18 protein-coding genes are annotated in these 19426 nt (G+C 50.7%); 11 read left to right on the forward strand and 7 right to left on the reverse strand.

Features of this window, described 5'->3' with window-relative positions; translation table 11 throughout:
- The first annotated feature begins 461 nt into the window (after positions 1–461).
- A complete protein-coding gene (locus tag AAZR23_RS17560; RefSeq protein WP_046892807.1) occupies positions 462–1148 on the forward strand; it encodes a FadR/GntR family transcriptional regulator in 687 nt (228 codons plus the stop codon).
- Between the two features lie 53 nt (positions 1149–1201).
- Positions 1202–2617: a multidrug transporter subunit MdtD gene (mdtD, locus tag AAZR23_RS17565; protein ID WP_046892808.1), complete on the forward strand. Its 1416-nt coding sequence runs from the start codon at positions 1202–1204 to the stop codon at positions 2615–2617.
- Here the strand turns inward: mdtD and rbsR are convergent.
- The 6 genes from rbsR to rbsD all read right to left on the reverse strand — a co-directional run bounded on the left by rbsR (position 2614) and on the right by rbsD (position 8441).
- Positions 2614–3615, reverse strand: a complete 1002-nt coding sequence (rbsR, locus tag AAZR23_RS17570) for a ribose operon transcriptional repressor RbsR (RefSeq protein ID WP_369442747.1) — start codon at positions 3613–3615, stop codon at positions 2614–2616. The two genes, mdtD and rbsR, sit on opposite strands and share 4 nt — an antisense overlap.
- A 4-nt stretch (positions 3616–3619) precedes the next feature.
- The gene (gene rbsK, locus AAZR23_RS17575) at positions 3620–4546 is read right to left on the reverse strand and encodes a ribokinase (RefSeq protein WP_434694085.1); all 927 of its coding nucleotides are present in this window, start codon (positions 4544–4546) and stop codon (positions 3620–3622) included.
- A 63-nt stretch (positions 4547–4609) separates the two neighbouring features.
- On the reverse strand, positions 4610–5500 hold the full coding sequence (rbsB, locus tag AAZR23_RS17580) for a ribose ABC transporter substrate-binding protein RbsB (RefSeq protein ID WP_046892811.1): 891 nt from the start codon (positions 5498–5500) through the stop codon (positions 4610–4612).
- Between the two features lie 33 nt (positions 5501–5533).
- The gene (rbsC, locus tag AAZR23_RS17585) at positions 5534–6505 is read right to left on the reverse strand and encodes a ribose ABC transporter permease (RefSeq protein ID WP_166706757.1); all 972 of its coding nucleotides are present in this window, start codon (positions 6503–6505) and stop codon (positions 5534–5536) included.
- A 3-nt stretch (positions 6506–6508) separates the two neighbouring features.
- A complete protein-coding gene (rbsA, locus tag AAZR23_RS17590) occupies positions 6509–8014 on the reverse strand; it encodes a ribose ABC transporter ATP-binding protein RbsA (protein ID WP_434694088.1) in 1506 nt (501 codons plus the stop codon).
- A gap of 7 nt (positions 8015–8021) precedes the next feature.
- On the reverse strand, positions 8022–8441 hold the full coding sequence (rbsD, locus tag AAZR23_RS17595) for a D-ribose pyranase (RefSeq protein ID WP_046892813.1): 420 nt from the start codon (positions 8439–8441) through the stop codon (positions 8022–8024).
- A 344-nt stretch (positions 8442–8785) separates the two neighbouring features.
- Between rbsD and AAZR23_RS17600 the strand changes: the two genes are divergently transcribed.
- The 3 genes from AAZR23_RS17600 to viaA all read left to right on the forward strand — a co-directional run bounded on the left by AAZR23_RS17600 (position 8786) and on the right by viaA (position 12495).
- Positions 8786–9361, forward strand: a complete 576-nt coding sequence (locus AAZR23_RS17600) for a lytic polysaccharide monooxygenase (protein WP_434694092.1) — start codon at positions 8786–8788, stop codon at positions 9359–9361.
- Between the two features lie 159 nt (positions 9362–9520).
- Complete coding sequence (gene ravA / locus AAZR23_RS17605; RefSeq protein ID WP_434694094.1) at positions 9521–11047, forward strand: ATPase RavA; 1527 nt, start codon at positions 9521–9523, stop codon at positions 11045–11047.
- Entirely contained in the window at positions 11041–12495 is a 1455-nt protein-coding gene (gene viaA, locus AAZR23_RS17610) for an ATPase RavA stimulator ViaA (protein ID WP_434694095.1), read from the forward strand. The genes ravA and viaA overlap by 7 nt, the downstream gene beginning before the upstream one ends.
- Before the next feature lie 29 nt (positions 12496–12524).
- Here viaA and asnA read toward each other — a convergent pair whose 3' ends face one another.
- Positions 12525–13517, reverse strand: a complete 993-nt coding sequence (gene asnA, locus AAZR23_RS17615) for an aspartate--ammonia ligase (RefSeq protein WP_046892817.1) — start codon at positions 13515–13517, stop codon at positions 12525–12527.
- A gap of 163 nt (positions 13518–13680) precedes the next feature.
- On the opposite strand from asnA, the gene asnC reads away from it, so the two are divergent.
- From asnC to atpB, 6 genes are all read left to right on the forward strand, one after another.
- Positions 13681–14142 (forward strand): transcriptional regulator AsnC, encoded by a 462-nt coding sequence (gene asnC, locus AAZR23_RS17620; RefSeq protein ID WP_004240216.1) that lies wholly within the window; start codon positions 13681–13683, stop codon positions 14140–14142.
- An 88-nt stretch (positions 14143–14230) separates the two neighbouring features.
- Complete coding sequence (gene mioC / locus AAZR23_RS17625) at positions 14231–14674, forward strand: FMN-binding protein MioC (RefSeq protein WP_052927981.1); 444 nt, start codon at positions 14231–14233, stop codon at positions 14672–14674.
- A 372-nt stretch (positions 14675–15046) separates the two neighbouring features.
- A complete protein-coding gene (gene mnmG, locus AAZR23_RS17630) occupies positions 15047–16936 on the forward strand; it encodes a tRNA uridine-5-carboxymethylaminomethyl(34) synthesis enzyme MnmG (protein ID WP_046892819.1) in 1890 nt (629 codons plus the stop codon).
- Between the two features lie 3 nt (positions 16937–16939).
- A complete protein-coding gene (rsmG, locus tag AAZR23_RS17635) occupies positions 16940–17566 on the forward strand; it encodes a 16S rRNA (guanine(527)-N(7))-methyltransferase RsmG (RefSeq protein ID WP_218427068.1) in 627 nt (208 codons plus the stop codon).
- A gap of 603 nt (positions 17567–18169) precedes the next feature.
- Positions 18170–18547 (forward strand): F0F1 ATP synthase subunit I, encoded by a 378-nt coding sequence (atpI, locus tag AAZR23_RS17640; protein ID WP_004236739.1) that lies wholly within the window; start codon positions 18170–18172, stop codon positions 18545–18547.
- 30 nt (positions 18548–18577) lie between these two features.
- Positions 18578–19402 carry a F0F1 ATP synthase subunit A gene (gene atpB / locus AAZR23_RS17645; RefSeq protein ID WP_004236738.1) on the forward strand — a complete coding sequence of 275 codons (825 nt, stop codon included), beginning with the start codon at positions 18578–18580 and terminating at the stop codon, positions 19400–19402.
- Positions 19403–19426: the final 24 nt, after the last annotated feature.

Below are 19426 nucleotides of genomic sequence, written 5' to 3' on the forward strand. Positions count from 1 at the left end.
CTGCTGCTTATTTCTAAGCTGCTGTATTGGTCACTCTTCAAGACTTCTCAAAAATAATATTTTTTGTGATATGTCCTGCGAGTGCCCACACAGATTGTCTGATAAATTGTTAAAGAGCAGTTGCAACCTTCGCTGCCGTTGCCGGTCTTCTGCGTTGTTGCGAGGCTGCGTATATTACGTTTCCAGCCCCTTCGAGTCAAGCGTTGTTTTTCAACTTTTCGCTTTTTCTCTTTCTGCCGGAACCGCGTGTTATCGCGTTGTTCCGTGTCAGTGGTGGCGCATTATAGACACTCGCTGAGATCACGCAAGTGTTTATTTCAAAAAAATGTTTGTTCGCGTTTTTTTTAGACAAAACATGTATATTTGAGCTTTTATTCGCCGGTTTTGTCATTAATATGCACCATAATGCGTCTTCTGTATCATTATCCCGCTTTGTTAATGCATTACACCAAGGAATCAGAATGCAGTTTTCAGAACAACTCAATGCGTCACAAAAGAACCTGTCTTATCTTCTGGCTGAAAAACTGGGGCAGCAGATTTTATCCGGCCAATATCCGCCGGAGTCTATTCTGCCGGGGGAGATTGAGTTGGCGGAGCAGTTTGAGGTAAGCCGGACAGCCGTCCGTGAAGCGATAAAGATGCTGGCCGCGAAAGGGATGGTCTTACCGCGCCCGCGCATCGGTACCCGCGTGATGCCGGTGATAAGCTGGAATTTCCTCGATCATGACTTTATTAAATGGTGGCTGAGCAGCGGGGATCACCGGCAGGTACTGAAATATTTCCGCGAGCTGCGTGCCGCAATTGAACCTCAGGCCTGTGCCCTGGCTGCCGCCAATGCAGGAAAGGAACAAAAGCAGTCGCTCTCCTTTCTGTTAAAAGAGATGACATTATTATCCGCCCATTTTGAGCGGGATAAATGGATAGCCGTTGATCACCGCTTCCACCACCTTATCTATCAGGCGTGCGGAAATCCGTTTTTTGCTTCTTTCGCGAATTTATTCGATTTTGTGTATCACAACTTCTTTGAATCTATCACCACCAATCAGGTTATTGAGATTGATCTCCATAAAGAGATTGTGGATGCCATTATTGACGGCAACGGAGAACGTGCCCGTCAGGCATGTCAGGTGTTGTTGAGTAAAGTGTGAATATGTAATAGTTACACTACTGACTATTCAGAGATAATGTATTAAGGGAAAACATGTTTAAAACAGCCCGGAATATGGCGGGTCTGCCGTGGATTGCCGCAATGGCGTTCTTTATGCAGGCGCTCGATGCCACCATTCTGAACACCGCACTGCCGGATATTGCCAGAAGCCTGAATCACTCTCCGCTGGCGATGCAGTCCGCTGTTATCAGTTATACGCTGACAGTGGCGCTGCTGATCCCGGTCAGCGGCTGGCTGGCCGACCGTTTCGGCACCCGCAGGGTATTTATTATCGCAGTGGTTCTGTTTTCCCTCGGTTCTTTATTATGTGCCTTTTCCCCCAGCCTTCCGTTTCTGGTGGTATCGCGGATTATTCAGGGGATAGGCGGGGCGATGATGATGCCGGTGGCCCGTCTGGCACTGCTGCGGGCTTATCCGCGCAGCGAACTGCTGCCGATCCTCAATTTTGTCACCATTCCGGGATTAGTCGGCCCGGTACTGGGGCCGCTGCTCGGCGGGATACTGGTGACCTATGCCACCTGGCACTGGATTTTTATCATTAATATTCCTATCGGGATTCTGGGGATTATCTACGCCATCCGCCATATGCCTGATTTCACCATGCCGAAACGCCGGTTTGATACATTAGGTTTTGCCCTGCTCGGTGCCGGACTGGTGTCTGTTTCTGTCAGTCTGGATCTGTTCGGGGATAACGCGCTGGCGGCGGCGACACCGTTCCTGGTGATGGGCAGCGGTTTTGCGCTGCTGACCTTCTATGCCCTGCACGCCCGCCGTATTTCTGCGCCGATTATTCCGCTGAGTCTGTTCCGTACACGGACATTCAGTGTCGGGATCGCCGGTAACGTGGCCACACGGCTGGGAACAGGCTGCATTCCGTTTCTGATGCCGCTGATGTTACAGGTTGGTTTTGGTTATCCGGCCGTGGTGGCAGGGATGATGATGGCACCGACAGCAATCGGTTCTATACTGGCAAAATCAGCGGTTACTCAGATTCTGCGCCGCTACGGTTACCGGCTGACGCTGTTTGCGGTCACACTGGTGATCGGCGCAATTATTTCATCCTTCTATTTCCAGTCACCGGGAATGTCGATTTATCTGCTGGTATTGCCGCTGTTTATTCTCGGGATGGCGATGTCCACACAGTTCACCGCGATGAATACCATTACCCTTGCGGATCTGACCGAGCATAATGCCAGTTCCGGTAACAGTGTGCTGGCCGTGACCCAGCAGCTTTCTATCAGTTTCGGGATTGCGGTGAGTGCGTCTGTATTACGCTATTTCGAATCTCAGGATTGGGGATCTATCGTCGATAATTTCCACGCGACCTTTGTGACTGTCGGGGTGATGACGATTCTGTCGGCGTTTGTGTTCCTGTTCCTGAGCCGGACTGACGGGCGGAATATGATTAAGAAGAAAACCCGCCCCTCAGACAGCCCGGCCCCGCATTAACGGCGGATAACTGAACCCCGGTTTATCAGTGCCGGGGTCAGTACCAGCAGATCAGAAGGTGCGTCCGCATCATCCATGCGCCGCAGAAGTTTATCCACTGCCAGTTTGCCCAGCTCATCTTTCGGCTGGTGGATAGTGGTCAGCGGCGGCGTGAGGAATGCCGCCAGATCGATATCATCGTAACCGACGACCGCAATATCCTGCGGGATACGTAATCCTTTCTGCCAGATAGCCTGATACGCACCGACCGCCATCGCGTCGTTACCGGCAAATACTGCCTGCGGCGGTACAGGCAGGGAAAGCAGCTGATTCATGGCACTGAAACCACCGCTAAATTCAAAATCACTCTCCAGCACATACTCTGGCGGCACATCCAGCCCGGCCTGTGCCATTGCACGGTAAAAACCGTCCAGACGGGATTTGGCCGGTGATTTATCCAGCGGACCGGCAATGCAGGCAATCCGGGTAAAACCGTTTTCGATCAGGTGATTGGTGGCAATTTCACCGCCGAGGAATGAATTGTCCTGAATCACATCCCCGCCGAACGCGAACGGCGACCAGTCCATCATGACCATCGGCAGACGGGGATAGCGGCTGAACACCTCCGCTGACGGGCCTTTTATCTCGGTGCACATCAGCAGCAGGCCATCCACCCGCTTTTGCAGCAGTGTTTCCAGGCTGCTGTTCATCCGTTTGTGATCCCCCTCGGTATTACAGAGGATCAGGCTGTAGCCGCGTTCATAACAACTGCGCTCCACCCCGCGGACAACTTCCGCATAAAACGGGTTATTACTGGTGGTCACCAGCATCCCGATGGTGTTTGTCCGGTTCATTTTCAGGCTGCGCGCAAGTGCAGACGGTGCGTAGTTCAGTTCGGCAATGGCATCATTCACTTTCTTGCGCACACCGTCACTGACAAAGCGGTTATTGTTGATGACATGGGAAACTGTCGAGGTGGATACCCCCGCCAGCCGCGCCACGTCTTTCATCGTCGCCACAGTATTAACCACGCTCCGCAAGGAAAGAATCAATTTCACGGCGCCACGGTACTGATGGCTGCGCACCCCGGCGGGTGACGGCGATTGCGGCGGCGGCATGGGCAAAACGCACAGCATCATCTGCCGGTTTGCCTTCCAGAAGCGCGGTAACATACGCACCATTAAAGGTATCACCGGCGGCAATAGTATCTACGGCATTGACTTTAAATCCCGGAATACGGCGGCCTTCACCATTGACACTCAGCCAGACACCCCGGCTGCCCAGGGTAATAAGCACCTGTTCAATGCCTTTATCATGCAGTACCTGCGCAGCTTTCGCTGCGCCGGTTTCATCACTGACAGAAATACCGGTCAGCTTTTCTGCTTCCGTTTCATTCGGGGTGATAACATCCACCAGCTTCAGCAGGCTGTCAGGTAATTCCCGCGCCGGGGCCGGATTGAGGATCACTTTGGTCTGGTGATGTTTTGCTGCCTGTGCGGCGGCTATCACCGTTTCCAGCGGAGATTCCAGCTGCATCAGCAGGGCATCGGACTGCTCAACAATCCCTTTATAAGGTGCAAAATGTTCCGGCGTCAGTGCAGCGTTGGCACCGGCACTGATACCGATGACGTTTTCACCGTCTTCATTCACAAAAATCATCGCCACGCCGGTGGCCGCTTCCGGTACTACACTGATTGCGGCAGTATGAATATGGTCGCGCTGTAACTGCGCCAGTATTTCCGCCCCGATGGCATCATCACCCACACAGGCAATAAAGGTAATATCAGCACCGCTGCGTCCGCAGGCTACCGCCTGGTTTGCACCTTTGCCGCCGAAGGCTGTCTGATATTGCTTACCGATCACCGTTTCGCCCGGTGCCGGAAACTGTGCAATATTCATTATATAGTCGACATTAATACTGCCGAGAACGGTCAGACGGGATGTTGTCATTACCTTTATTTCCTTATTGCTGACAATACTCCCCGGCACACAGTACCGGGGAGGCTGATATCGTTAGTCTTTTACAATCAGTTCTAACTCAACCGGGATAGTTTTATCGATTTTTTCACCTTTCAGGACTTTATCGGCTGTCTGAATACCGATGATCCCAATCTGGTCAGGGCGCTGTGCCACTGTTGCACCCAGTTTACCGCCTTTCACTGCTTTGATACCGTCAGCTGTTCCGTCGAAACCAACCACCAGCACATCATCACGGCCGGCAGTCTGTAATGCACGCTGCGCACCTAATGCCATTTCATCGTTCTGGGCGAAGACCGCCTGAACAGCCGGATGTGCGGTCAGCAGGTTCTGCATGACGTTCAGACCTTTGGTACGGTCGAAATCTGCCGGCTGGCTGGCCAGCACATTCATTTTATGCTCAGCAACTGCCTGTTTGAAACCTTCGCCGCGCTCACGGGAAGCTGAAGTCCCGGTGATACCTTCCAGCTGGATAACTTTGGCGTCCGCGCCGGTTTTACGGGCGATAAAATCACCGGCCAGTTTGCCGCCGAGGACGTTATCAGAGGCAACGTGGCTGACCACTTCACCTTTACTTGCAACGCGATCCAGGGTGATTACCGGGATATTAGCTTTGTTGGCCAGGATCACGGCGTTACCGACGGCATCAGAGTCTGTCGGGTTAATCAGCATCAGTTTGGTGCCTTTCACGGTCAGATCCTGCACGTTAGCCAGTTCTTTTGCCGGGTTATCCATGGAATCCAGAACCACCAGGTCGTAACCGAGTTTATCCGCTTCTTTCTGCGCACTGTCTTTCATGGTGACAAAGAACGGGTTATTCAGTGTGGAGATCACCAGGGCAATGGACTCTTTTGCCAGTGCATTGGCGCTGATAGTGGCGCTCAGTGCAACAACGGAGAAAAGGGTCGCAATCTTTTTCAGTTTCATGTTTCAGTTCCTTGCAGGATTCGGGTAAGTGGATTATTTACTGCTTTTATTATCAACAAGTACAGCCAGCAAAATCACAACCGCTTTGACAATCATCTGGTAGTTGGAGGAGATCCCCAGCAGATTCAGCGCGTTGTTCAGAAAACCTAAAATCAGCGCCCCGATCAGGGTGCCCATAATACGGCCTTTACCACCGGCGAGACTGGTGCCGCCCAGAACCACCGCCGCAATCGCATCCAGCTCGTAACCGTTACCGGCCATCGGCTGTGCGGAAGATAAACGCGCCACTTCAATCACACTGGCTAACGCCGCCAGCAGACCACAAAGTGCGTAAACAATGATTTTGATTTTATCGACATTAATACCGGACAGGCGGGTGGCGGATTCATTACCGCCCAGCGCGTAGATATAACGTCCCAGACGGGTGTGATGCAGCAGATACCAGGCCGCCGCAAAAACAACAATCATCAGCCAGACCGGTGCCGGAATACCGAACAAACGGCCGATACCAAACCAGTTGAACACATCCGCATTATCGCTGAATCCGGTGCTGATCGGGCTGCCGTCGGTATACACACGGGTTACACCGCGCAATAACAGCATCATCACCAGCGTGGCGATAAAGGCCTGCACTTTCCCTTTGGCAACAATCACCCCGGTCACGCCGCCGATAGCCGCGCCCAGTGCCAGTGCACCCGCAACCGCAACAATGGCGTTAACATCTGCTCCCACCATGGAGGCTGCCACCGCGCCGGTCAGTGCCAGCAGAGAGCCGACAGACAGGTCAATCCCGGAAGTCAGGATCACCAGCGTCATCCCCACGGCCATAATGGCGTTAACAGAGGTTTGCTGAAGGATGTTGAACAGGTTATTCAGGGTAAAAAAGTTCGGGCTGATCATGGAGACAATCACAATCAGGATCAGCAGTGCTATCAGTGATTTCTGCTCAAGCAGCCATTCTTTGGAAAACCAGCGTTTTGACGCCGGGGTTGAATCTGTACGCATATCTTACTCCTGCCCTGCGCCATATTGTTTGCCGACTGCGGCGGCCATTAATGCTTCCTGAGTGACGTTTTCCGCGGCAAACTCCCCGCTTATCCGCCCTTCGTGCATGACCAGAATCCGGTCACTCATCCCCATAACTTCCGGCATTTCCGATGAAATAAGGATGATACTCAGGCCTTCCTGTTTAAATTTGTTGATCAGCTGATAAATCTCTTTCTTCGCCCCGACATCCACACCGCGTGTCGGTTCATCGAGGATCAGGACTTTCGGCCGGGTCATCAGGCCGCGGGCGATCGCCACTTTCTGCTGATTACCGCCGGATAAAAATCCGATGATTTGATCCATACCCGGAGTTTTGATATTGAACAGCTGAATAAAATCACTGACGGTCAGATGCTCTTCTTTATGATTAAGGCGTCCGGTTTTACTGCTGAAATACGGCAGCGCGGTCAGAGACATGTTCTCTTTTACTGACATCCCCAGTACCAGACCATCACGTTTGCGGTCTTCAGAGATATACACGATACCGTTATTCAGTCCGGCTTTCGGCGAGTTTATCTGACAGGCTTTGCCGTCCATTTCGACAGTACCGCCGGTTTTTGCCATCGCACCGTAAATGATTTTCATCAGTTCAGTACGTCCCGCGCCCATCAGCCCGGAAACACCGAGAATTTCGTTTTCATGCAGCGTGAAACTGACATCATGCACATCGCGGCCGCACAGGTTTTTCACCACCAGCTTCTCTTTGCCGCGCGGCAGATTCAGACGCGGATACTGATCTTCCAGCTTGCGCCCGACCATCATTTCAATCAGGGTATCTTCTGTCAGGTCAGATACCGGTTTTTCACCGATAAACTGACCGTCGCGGAATACCGTCACATCATCGCAAATCTCAAAAATCTCTTTCAGACGGTGAGAGATATAGACAATCCCGCAGCCCTGCTCACGCAATTCGCGGATCACACTGAAAAGTGATTCGGTTTCGGTGTCCGTCAGTGCGTCCGTCGGTTCATCCATAATGATGACTTTCGACTCAAAGCTAAGCACCTTGGCGATTTCCACCATCTGCTGATCGCCGATAGACAGTTCCGCCACCAGCCGGTGACTGCTGTAAGAAAGATTCAGACGGTCCAGTAACTTATCCGCTTCGGCATACATCTTTTTCCAGTCGATATTGCCGAAACGGCCGGTAAATTCGCGGCCGAGGAAAATATTCTCTGCAATCGTCAGTTCCGGGATCAGGTTCAGTTCCTGATGGATAATCCCGATACCGGCTTCCTGAGACGATTTCGGCCCCGTAAACTGACGCTCCTGCCCCAGAAACAGAATCTGACCGGCATCTTTTTTATAGATCCCGGTCAGTACTTTCATCATGGTGGATTTACCGGCGCCGTTCTCTCCGACCAGCGCCATCACTCTGCCGGGATAAACCCGCAGGGCGGCACCGGATAAGGCTTTCACACCCGGGAAAGCTTTATCGATACCTTTGAGTTCAAGTAACGGTTCCATAGACACCTCAGAATGTCACGCCGGAGAACAGCATCACATTGGCAAACGGTGTGCACTCACCGGTCCGGATCACGGCACGGCTGTTTTGTGTCTGTAATTTGAAAGAAGCATGAGTAACATACTGAATCTGAATCACATTCCCCTGCTGTAATTCCAGTGCTTTCAGATGAGCCACAATCGCATCATGCAGGTCACTGTTATGTGTCTGGATATCTTCCGCCATCAGAGCGGCTTCCACCTGCATCTCCTGTGTGATGACTTTAAACACCGACATAAAATCAGGCACACCCTGTGTTAATGCCAGATCAATACGCGGTGTGGCGGGCGGGATCGGCAGCCCGGCATCAGCAACAGTAATATGGTCGGTATGACCCAGACGTGCGATAACTGCGGAAACATCACCGTTCAGTAAAGCCCCTTTCTTCATAAAATCCTCCTGAGCGAAACGTTTCGCTTTTAAACTATGGTAGAAAAAATACGGGAAAACTCAATATTCATTCCCGAAAAATGTGATGGTGATCGAAACGTTTCGCTTGTGAATATGTTAAATAAAAAATATAACTGATTGAATGAGTTATAGCTGAATGGATTCAATCATACCGGCAGAAAAATGCCGGTGATCCGGCAGCTTACCCGCAGAAATCACCGGTTTTCCTCCCTGATATCCCGGATTTTTTATCACTCTGTTACACCACTGATAAGTTATGACATCGCAGAACATATCCCGGTGTTGTTATGTTGATTTCCCCCTCTCATACCGGAGATCTTCTTATGGTAAAAAAAACGACATTTGCCGGCATACTTTTCTGTTTACTGACTTCACAGGCGTTTGCTCACGGCTATATCACTGAACCGGCCTCACGGGCAGAAAATTGCCGTGACGGTAAAAATCCCGCTGCTATGTGTGGCTCCGCCCAATGGGAACCACAAAGTATTGAAACATTCTCCGGATTTCCGGACGGAAAATTCCCGCCGGACGGCCGGCTTGCCAGTGGTGGTATTGAGCGTTTTCTGCCACTCGATACCCCCGGTGATAACTGGCATCAGATAACGGTAAAACCGGGAACCGCCATATTCACCTGGAAAATAACAGCTGCCCACAAAACCCGTAACTGGCGTTACTACATCACCAGGCCGGACTGGCATCCCGGAGCCCCGCTGACCCGGGCATCATTTGAATCCGAACCATTCTGTAGTTATGACGGTAAAAATCAGGTTCCGCCGCAGACAGTGACACATCAGTGCACCATTCCGGAACGGAGCGGCTATCAGATTATTTACGGTGTATGGGAAATCGCGGATACCGCCAACAGTTTCTATCAGGTGATTGATGTCCGGTTTAACTGATGTTCTGTTTTACTGATTAACGGCATTGCCGGTATCCCCGGCAATTTTTTTATCACTATTTGCGCAAAAAGCAGAAGAAACGTGATTTTACGCAGTAAACGCGGTAGCTTTTTTAGTTTATAAACGCAGAAACTGCATCAGTAAATTCACGGGAGTCCCATGCAACGTTCTGAACGTATCGCCCGGCTGAGCCGACATCTGGAATCCGGGCTGTATGAACGACAGCACGCCATCCGGCTCTGCTTACTGGCAACCCTCAGCGGGGAAAGTGTTTTTCTGCTCGGCCCGCCGGGGATCGCCAAAAGTATGATTGCACGGCGGATGAAACTGGTTTTCAGTGACGCCCGTGCTTTTGAGTACCTGATGACCCGCTTCTCCACCCCGGAGGAGATCTTCGGCCCGCTCTCAATTCAGGCACTGAAAGATGAAGGGAAATATCAGCGCATCACGCAGGGATATCTGCCGGATGCGGAAATCGTGTTTCTCGACGAAATCTGGAAAGCCGGTCCCGCTATCCTTAATACCCTGCTGACTGCGATTAACGAACGCAAATACCGTAACGGCGACAGCGAAAGCGCTATCCCGATGCGGCTGCTGGTGGCCGCCTCCAACGAACTGCCGGATAACGACAGCAGCCTGGAAGCCCTCTATGACCGGATGCTGATCCGCTTATGGCTGGATAAACTACAGGAAAAACAGAGTTTCCGCGCCATGCTCACCGTCACACCCGGCGCATCAGATGAACAGATCCCCGCGCATCTTCAGGTAACCGATGAGGAATATCATCAGTGGCAGGAAGAAATTGACCGTGTTGTGCTGACCGATCAGATATTTGAACTGATTTATCAGCTGCGTCAGCAGATTGAACGGCTGGATAACGCGCCGTATATCTCAGACCGGCGCTGGAAAAAAGCACTGCGGCTGTTACAGGCCAGTGCGTTTTTCAACGACCACAGCAGTATCACGCCGCTTGATCTGATTTTGCTGAAAGATTGTCTGTGGCATGATTCCGCGTCACTGAAATCTGTTCCGCAGCTGCTGACACAACTGGTGTGTGAGCAGGCCTATCAGCAGCGCAGCCTGCTGCTGAAGCTGGAAAAATACTATCAGGAATGGATACTGGAAACGCAGACCCGGCAACAGCAGGATGCCTTCAGTGTTATCCGCAGCAGTGCCCGTTTCGGGCGCAAAGTCAGCTATGCGTTACCGGATACCCTGCCGCCCGGCCCGGTAACGCTGTTTCTACATAATCCCCTGACATTACATGATATGACAGTTACCCATGTGACTATTGAACGCAGTGCGTTTGATACCTTCTTTGATAAAGGCGTCTTTGATAAAGGAGGGAACATTGCGGTAAAACTCAATGGTATCGGGTTTACTCAGTCGGTTTCTGCCGCCGTGAATGATAACGGTCTGCTGGAACTGCGTGATGTCAGCCTGCGCAGCAGCACGCTGTTCCCTGCGGATACTGACAGCCGGATGACAGAAGCACAAACGCAAATCTGGCTGGATAAGCTTTCCGGAATCCGTCAGACCCTGGTACAGCAGCGTCAGCTGTTTGCACAGCATCAGCCGGCGCTGTTTGTCAGTGATGACTGGATTGCGCAGATAGAGGAAAGTTTCCTGCCGGTGACTGAGCGTCTCGATAAACTGACTCAGCAGATGAGCGGCACTCCGTGTTAAGTCTTTCGGCACTGGATGTCGCGCTGGCCGTCAATGAAGGGGAACTGATTGAAGAGATCCTGCTGACACTGCTGGCCGCCCCGCAGCTGGCATGGTTTTTTGAAAAACACCCGCGTTTGCGCCGGGCGGTGCTGACCGATTTGCCGTCGTGGCGCAAATCACTGGAAGAACGGGTCAGAGAAGCGCTGGTTCCGGCGGCACTGGCGGATGAATTCTGTCTTTACCAGAAAAGCACAGCCGCAGACCGGACAGAATTTTACCGTCAGCTGCCGGAAATACTCAAAGCGCTGGAGGACATAAACTCCCCGTTCTCTCCGGAAGCCCACCGCCTGCACAGAGATGAGCAGGAAACCACCTCCCATCAGATATTATTCAATCAGCGCTGGCGCATCAGCCTGATTTTACAGGTCACCGCTTACCACAAAGAGATTCTGGAGCAGGAAAAAGAACAGCTCCTCGCCGAGCTTCAGCAGCATCTGGCGCTGAGCGGCAATCTTGATCCGATCATCAGTGAAAATGAACAGGCTTCCGGCAAGTTATGGGATCTGGCCAAAGGATCACTGAAATCCCCGGGACCGGCGGATGATCTCCTGCTGCGTTACAGCGAGTTCTTAAAATCCCAGCCGGAACTGGAAAAACTGGCCTCGCTGCTGGGGCGCAGCCAGACAGCAAAATCCGTTCCTCAGGACAGTGCGGTGACAGAACCGGTCATCATAACTGAGCTGGTGCCGGATCAGACCCCGGAAGAGGTCAGCGGGGTCGGGCTGAGTGATGATGTGCTGCGTCTTCTGCCCGCAGAGCTGGCATTACTCGGCATCAGCGGTCTGGAACTGGAATTTTACCGGAAGCTGGCCGAGAAACAGCTGTATACCTACCGGTTACAGGGCGATCACTGGCAGGAGCGGCAGGTGATGCGGCCGATCGTTCATCATAAAGATGAAAAACAGCCGCGCGGTCCTTTCATTATCTGTATCGATACCTCCGGCTCGATGGGCGGCTTTAATGAACGCTGCGCCAAAGCGTTTTGTCTTGCACTGGTCAAAATTGCCATGGCCGATAACCGGCAGTGCCATGTCATGCTCTTTTCCACCGAACAGGTACATTATGATTTTCTCGGTCAGGACGGCATCGAACAGATGACCCGCTTTCTGCTGCAGAGTTTTAAAGGCGGAACAGACCTGGCATCCTGTCTGACAGAAACGGCAAAACGGCTGGAGACACCGCAGTGGCGTGATGCGGATGTGGTGGTGATATCTGATTTTATTGCCCAGCGGCTGCCGGATGAAGTGGTAAAGCAGGTTAAACGTTCACAGCAGCAGGGAAAACACCGCTTCCATGCGGTAGCCCTGTCCCATTACGGAAAGCCCGGTATCATGCGGATTTTTGATCACATCTGGCGTTTTGATACCGGCTTAAAAAATCGTCTGCTGCGCCGTTTCAGGCGGTGAGCCTCCGGGCTCACCGTACAGCAAAAGTATTACAGCATATCAGAGATGGTTTCACGTACTTCCGGTGCCCACACACTGCACTGCACCTGGCCGATATGGCTGCGCTGGAGCAGTAACATCACCAGACGTGACTGGCCGATCCCGCCGCCGATAGTCTGCGGCATTTCACCGGCTGCCAGCGATTTGTGCCAGTCCAGCTCCATCCGTACCTGCTGGCCGGTCAGCTCCAGCTGACGCGCCAGGGTGACCGGGTCGACGCGGATACCCATTGAGGATAACTCAAACGCATCCTGTAAAACCGGGTTCCATACGAGGATATCCCCGTTCAGGCCTTTGTAACCGTCACTGTTCTCAGTGGTCCAGTCATCATAATCCGGTGCACGGACATCATGGGACTCACCATGAGATAATTTACCGCCGATACCGATTAAGAATACGGCACCCAGTTCTTTCGCGATGGCACGTTCACGACCTTTGGCATCCAGGTCCGGATAACGCGCAAGCAGCTCTTCAGAGTGAATAAAATGAATTTGGTCCGGCAGGAACGGTGTCAGACCAAATTCCTTACTTACTGCAAGTTCTGTTTCTTTTATTGTCTGATATATTTTACTCACTGTCTGCTTCAGATAAGGCAGCGTACGCTCCTCATCTGCCATCACTTTTTCCCAGTCCCACTGATCAACATAGACAGAATGGATTGGGGTTAAGCGATCCTCATCAGGACGCAACGCTTTCATGTCGGTGTACAGACCCTGACCCGGCAGAAAATCAAAACGCCCTAAGGTTTTGCGTTTCCATTTAGCCAGTGAATGCACGACTTCAAAGGTTGAGCCCGGCAATGATTTAACTTTCACCTGAACCGCTTTCTCGCTGCCGGATAAATTATCCTGAGTACCATCACCCACGCGGCTTAAGATTGGCCCCTGGACTTCAATAAGGCCCAGTTGTTTTTCCAGCAGACGTGAGAAATATGACTTCACGAAGCTGATTTGCTGCTGCTGTCGGATGAATGATTTTTCCATGATAATAATCCTTGATATGCGGAACATGTATTGCCTGTGAAATAGATTAAGCAACAGAATGGGGTATAAATTCAATATCCTTTAGCAAAAATACCCTTTGCTATTTATAAAATTCATTTTTATGATGCTAAAAATGAATTTTCGTTAATTTAAGGGGCATAAAATGGCCGAAATTTATCAGATCGACAATCTGGACCGTGACATACTTCACGCTTTAATGGCGAATGCCCGCACACCTTACGCCGAACTGGCGAAAAAGTTTGCCGTCAGTCCCGGCACCATTCATGTCCGGGTCGAGAAAATGAAACAGGCAGGTATTATCACCGGTACCCGGGTGGATATCAGTGAAAAGCAGCTGGGATTTGATGTGACCTGCTTTATCGGCATCATCCTGAAAAGTGCCAAAGATTATCCCGCTGCCCTCAAAAAACTCGATAAGCTGGATGAAGTGGTGGAAGTCTATTACACCACCGGGCAATACAGCATTTTTATAAAGGTGATGTGCAAAACAATAGAATCTTTGCAGGACGTACTTATCAACAAGATACAGAGTATTGATGAGATACAGTCCACTGAAACCCTGATCTCCTTACAGAATCCGATCATACGGACGATCCGCCCGTAAAAAAAATTTCTTATAACCACATTATCCACAGGTAGATCCCAGCTGTTTCACAGCGTACAATAGCCGCTCTTTACAGCAGGGGATCACCATGACCACAGTTACTCTCATCACAGGCAGTACAATGGGCAGCGCAGAATATGTCGCTGAACATGTTGCTGAAATACTGGAAAACGCCGGTTTTACCACAGATGTGCAGCACGGGCCTGAAGCGGATGACGTGCCGCAGCAGAACAGTACCTGGTTAATAGTCACCTCCACACACGGTGCCGGTGATCTCCCTGAAAATATACAGTCGTTTGCCGATGCACTGCGTGAACAGCAGCCTGATCTCAGCACTGTCCGTTACGGTGCCATAGGGATCGGCAGCAGTGAATATGACACTTTCTGCGGTGCGGTCCGTACACTGGATACCCTTCTTGCCTCTTTAGGTGCGGAAAAAATCGGTCAGTCACTCGAAATTGATATTCAGAAACACGATATTCCTGAAGATCCGGCTGAGATCTGGATCGAAGAATGGAAAAATTTACTCTGATTTGCTGATAAAAACAGCGATCAACTGTGGATAACTCGGGGATCAACTTGCGATCAACCCGTAGTTATTCACTGTATAAGATCACTCTCCGCCAGGCCCTGTGAATAAGTACCCGTTTTGACCCCAGCTTATACTGAACAGGATCAACGGTACTGCACAGGAAATGATCCTTTACAGTTTTATGATCTTTATGGGGATTTATCACTTATCCACAGAGGATCGCGATCCTAATAAAAGATCTAATAAAGAGATCTTTAAATAAAAAGATCTTTATATAATTACCTGCGTCTTTACCGCTCATGGTCAGACGGCAAGAGTTGAGTTATATTCTCTCCCCCGATGCACTACTGCATTTTGTAATGAAGGTTTAACATGTTTTATCCGGATCATTTTGACGTCATTGTTATCGGCGGTGGCCACGCCGGTACTGAAGCTGCAATGGCAGCGGCACGTATGGGCCGTCAAACACTTTTACTGACTCACAATATCGACACTCTGGGTCAGATGTCCTGCAACCCTGCTATCGGTGGGATCGGTAAAGGGCATCTGGTTAAAGAGATCGATGCACTCGGCGGATTAATGGCACATGCCACTGACCGTGCGGGTATTCAGTTCAGAACCCTGAACGCCAGCAAAGGGCCGGCAGTCCATGCCACCCGTGCTCAGGCTGACCGTGTGCTTTACCGGCTGGCTGTTCGTACTGCGCTGGAAAACCAGCCTAACCTGATGATCTTCCAGCAGCCGGTTGAAGATCTTATCGTTGAAAACGATATTGTTACCGGTGCGGTAACCCGGATGGGACTGAAATTCAGAGCCAAATCGGTGGTACTGACTGTCGGGACATTCCTGGACGGCAAAATTCATATCGGACTGGAAAACTACAGCGGCGGCCGTGCCGGTGATCCGCCGTCAGTTTCACTCTCACACCGTCTGCGGGAACTGCCGCTGCGTGTCGGACGCCTGAAAACAGGAACACCACCGCGTATTGATGCACGGACTATCGATTTTGCCCAACTGACACCGCAATTTGGTGACAACCCGATGCCGGTATTCTCCTTCATGGGCAGTGCGGATGAGCATCCTGAACAGATGCCGTGCCACATCACCTACACCAATGAAAAAACCCATGAAGTGATCCGCAATAACCTTGACCGCAGCCCGATGTATGCCGGTGTGATCGAGGGGATCGGCCCGCGTTACTGCCCGTCCATCGAAGACAAAGTGATGCGCTTTGCGGATCGTAACCAGCATCAGATCTTCCTGGAGCCGGAAGGGCTGACCAGCCATGAAATTTATCCGAACGGTATCTCCACCAGCTTACCGTTTGATGTGCAGATGCAGATTGTTCACTCGATGAAAGGCATGGAAAACGCACGGATTATGCGTCCGGGCTATGCTATCGAGTATGATTTCTTTGACCCGCGCGACCTGAAACAGACCCTGGAAAGCAAATATCTGCACGGCCTGTTCTTTGCCGGACAAATCAACGGCACCACCGGTTATGAGGAAGCTGCTGCTCAGGGGCTGCTGGCCGGTCTGAACGCCGCCCGCTATTCTGCTGATCAGGAAGGCTGGTTCCCGCGCCGTGATCAGGCTTATATCGGCGTGCTGGTGGACGACCTGTGCACACTCGGCACCAAAGAGCCGTACCGGATGTTTACCTCACGGGCGGAATACCGTCTGATGCTGCGTGAAGACAACGCAGATGCCCGTCTGACGGAAAAAGGCCGTGAACTCGGACTGGTGGATGACGCCCGCTGGGCGCACTTCAGCGAAAAAATGGAGCTGATCGAGAAAGAACGTCAGCGCCTGAGAGACATCCGCGTTCATCCGCAATCCGAAAGCGTGAAAGAGATCAACGCGATCCTGAATACCCCTCTTTCCAAAGAAGCGACCGGGGAGGATCTTCTCCGCCGTCCGGAAATGGACTATAACCGCCTGATGACCCTGAGTGATTTCGCGCCGGGCGTTGATTCACCGGCCGCAGCACAGCAGGTGGAAATCCAGGTGAAATACGAGGGGTATATCTCCCGCCAGCAGGACGAAATTCAGCGCCAGCTGCGTAATGAGAACGCCACACTGCCTGTTGATCTCGATTACAAACAGGTGAGCGGGCTTTCCAACGAAGTGGTGGCTAAACTGAACGACCATAAACCGACATCGATCGGTCAGGCATCGCGGATCTCCGGTATCACACCGGCCGCCATTTCGATTCTGCTGGTCTGGCTGAAAAAGCAGGGCCTCCTGCGCCGGAGTGCATAACGGATGAGTGATTTACAGCAACAACTTACCGCATTGCTGCGCAGTACGGACATCCGGCTGACCGATCAGCAGAAACAGCAGCTGACCGGTTATGTGGAGATGCTTCACAAATGGAACAAGGCCTATAACCTGACCTCTGTCCGTCAGCCGGAGCAGATGCTGGTGCGTCATATCATGGACAGCATTGTGGTGGAGCCGCATCTGACCGGCAGCCGGTTTATTGATGTCGGAACCGGTCCCGGGCTTCCAGGCGTGCCGCTGGCGATTGTCCGGCCTGAGTCTCACTTTGTCCTGCTCGACAGCCTGGGCAAGCGTGTGCGCTTCCTGAAACAGGTTCAGCATGAACTGGGGCTGACAAATATCGAACCGGTTCAGAGCCGCGTGGAAGAGTATCAGGGCAAACCATTTGACGGGGTTATCAGTCGTGCGTTTGCATCACTGGACGATATGCTCAGCTGGTGTCATCACCTGCCGGCATCCGGAACCGGACGCTTTTTTGCACTGAAAGGCAGTGTGCCGGAAGAGGAACTGACCCGGTTACCGGCCGGTATTTCTCTCGTCAGTGTCGAAAAACTGGTCGTGCCGCAACTTGATGAACAGCGTCATCTGGTGATTCTTAAGCCAAACTGAGTTTGCTGTACGTCAAAAAACAGAAATATTTTTAAGGGGACGGAGTCAGCGCATTTTCTGCACCGTCCCTTTGTTTTTCCGGAGACGAAAATAAAATGCGTAACCGGGCCGTTACAAAGTAACAACGGCTGATTGGTTACTTTCCGGCAAGTTTATCTGCGAAAAATTTTATGCCGAATCGTTTTTACGGATAACGTATTATTTCAAAATTATTTATTTTATTTAAAATTAATCTGTAAATATCAGTTAAATATTTATTTTTTTGATTAACTGATTGATTGATATTGCTATTTTTACAGCTGCTAATCGCTATAAAATGTTAATTCAACTAATGTATTTTATGTTATGTGATTTTTGTCACGTTTCAGAAATGAGTTGCACGTCGTATTCCGAGGTAGGGTAGACTCTATTTTTTGTACGATTTGTGGCGGCGGCAAAGAAATTAAATTTTTATTCACTTTTTCGCTACTTATTGATTGAAAACAATCTGGCTGCCCGTATAATTTGCACGTTTTTGTCTCTTGACACTCTCGCTCAAAGGCAGTTTTATACATCATTCAGTAAGCCTGACCCCGGAAGGTGCACACGGAGAAACTAAATGTCATGTCTGTCTCCCTTTTCAACGGAAAATTGACCAAAAAACTGTTGTTTTTGCAGTTTATGACGTTTGTTGTTCTTAGTGCGCTTTTTTGCATAAAAAGTATCGAATGGGGGGCTTCCGCGCTTGCCGGGGGAGTTGCCGCATGGATACCGAATGCGATTTTTTTGCTGATCAGTAACCGGCAGAAAGCGCATGAGGAACCGCAGTCGTACCGGATTGCATGGTTTTTTGTGGTGGGGGAAGGGTTTAAAGTTATCTTCGCGATAGCGATACTGATGATTGCTTTAGGAGTGTTTAAAGCGGCAGTTGCACCACTGGTCTTGACCTATTTAGCGGTGCTTTTCGTGCAGATTATCGCACCGGCCGTGCTAAGCGGTTAGCGGTTTTAACAACAAAGGGTAAGAGGCATCATGTCTGCATCAGGAGAAAGTTTAACCACAAAAGAGTATATCGGTGGCCATCTGAATAACCTTCAGCTGGACCTGAATACTTTCGAGTTGGTCAATCCCCATGCGAACGCGACTCCATCTTTTTGGACGCTGAACATTGACTCCCTTTTCTTCTCAGTCGTATTAGGTATTTTCTTTTTATGGCTTTTCAGAAGGGTGGCAAAGAAAGCGACAAGTGGCGTTCCCGGGAAATTTCAGACTGCGGTAGAAATGCTTATCGGCTTCGTTGACAGCAACGTCCGTGATATGTATCACGGCAAGAGCAAGGTTATTGCACCTCTCGCATTAACTGTGTTCGTGTGGGTGCTGCTGATGAACGCACTGGACTTATTACCAATCGACTTCATTCCGTATATCGGTGAACACATCCTCGGTTTACCTGCGCTGCGTATCGTTCCGACCGCAGACGTAAGTATCACACTGTCGATGGCGATTGGTGTATTCGTTCTTATCCTCTTTTACAGCTTCAAGATGAAAGGCGTGAAAGGATTTGCAAAAGAGCTGACATTACAGCCTTTTAACCATCCGTTATTCATTCCTGTCAACCTGATTCTGGAAGGGGTAAGCCTGCTGTCAAAACCTGTTTCCCTCGGTCTGCGACTGTTTGGGAACATGTATGCAGGTGAGCTGATCTTCATTCTTATTGCAGGTCTGCTACCGTGGTGGTCACAATGGTTACTGAGCCTTCCGTGGGCGATTTTCCACATACTGATTATTACGTTACAAGCCTTTATTTTCATGGTTCTGACGATCGTCTATCTGTCGATGGCGTCTGAAGAGCATTAATTTTATTATCAATAACTGTGATTT

This window comes from Morganella sp. Je.2.23, from assembly GCF_051129855.1.
Lineage (GTDB): Bacteria > Pseudomonadota > Gammaproteobacteria > Enterobacterales > Enterobacteriaceae > Morganella > Morganella sibonii.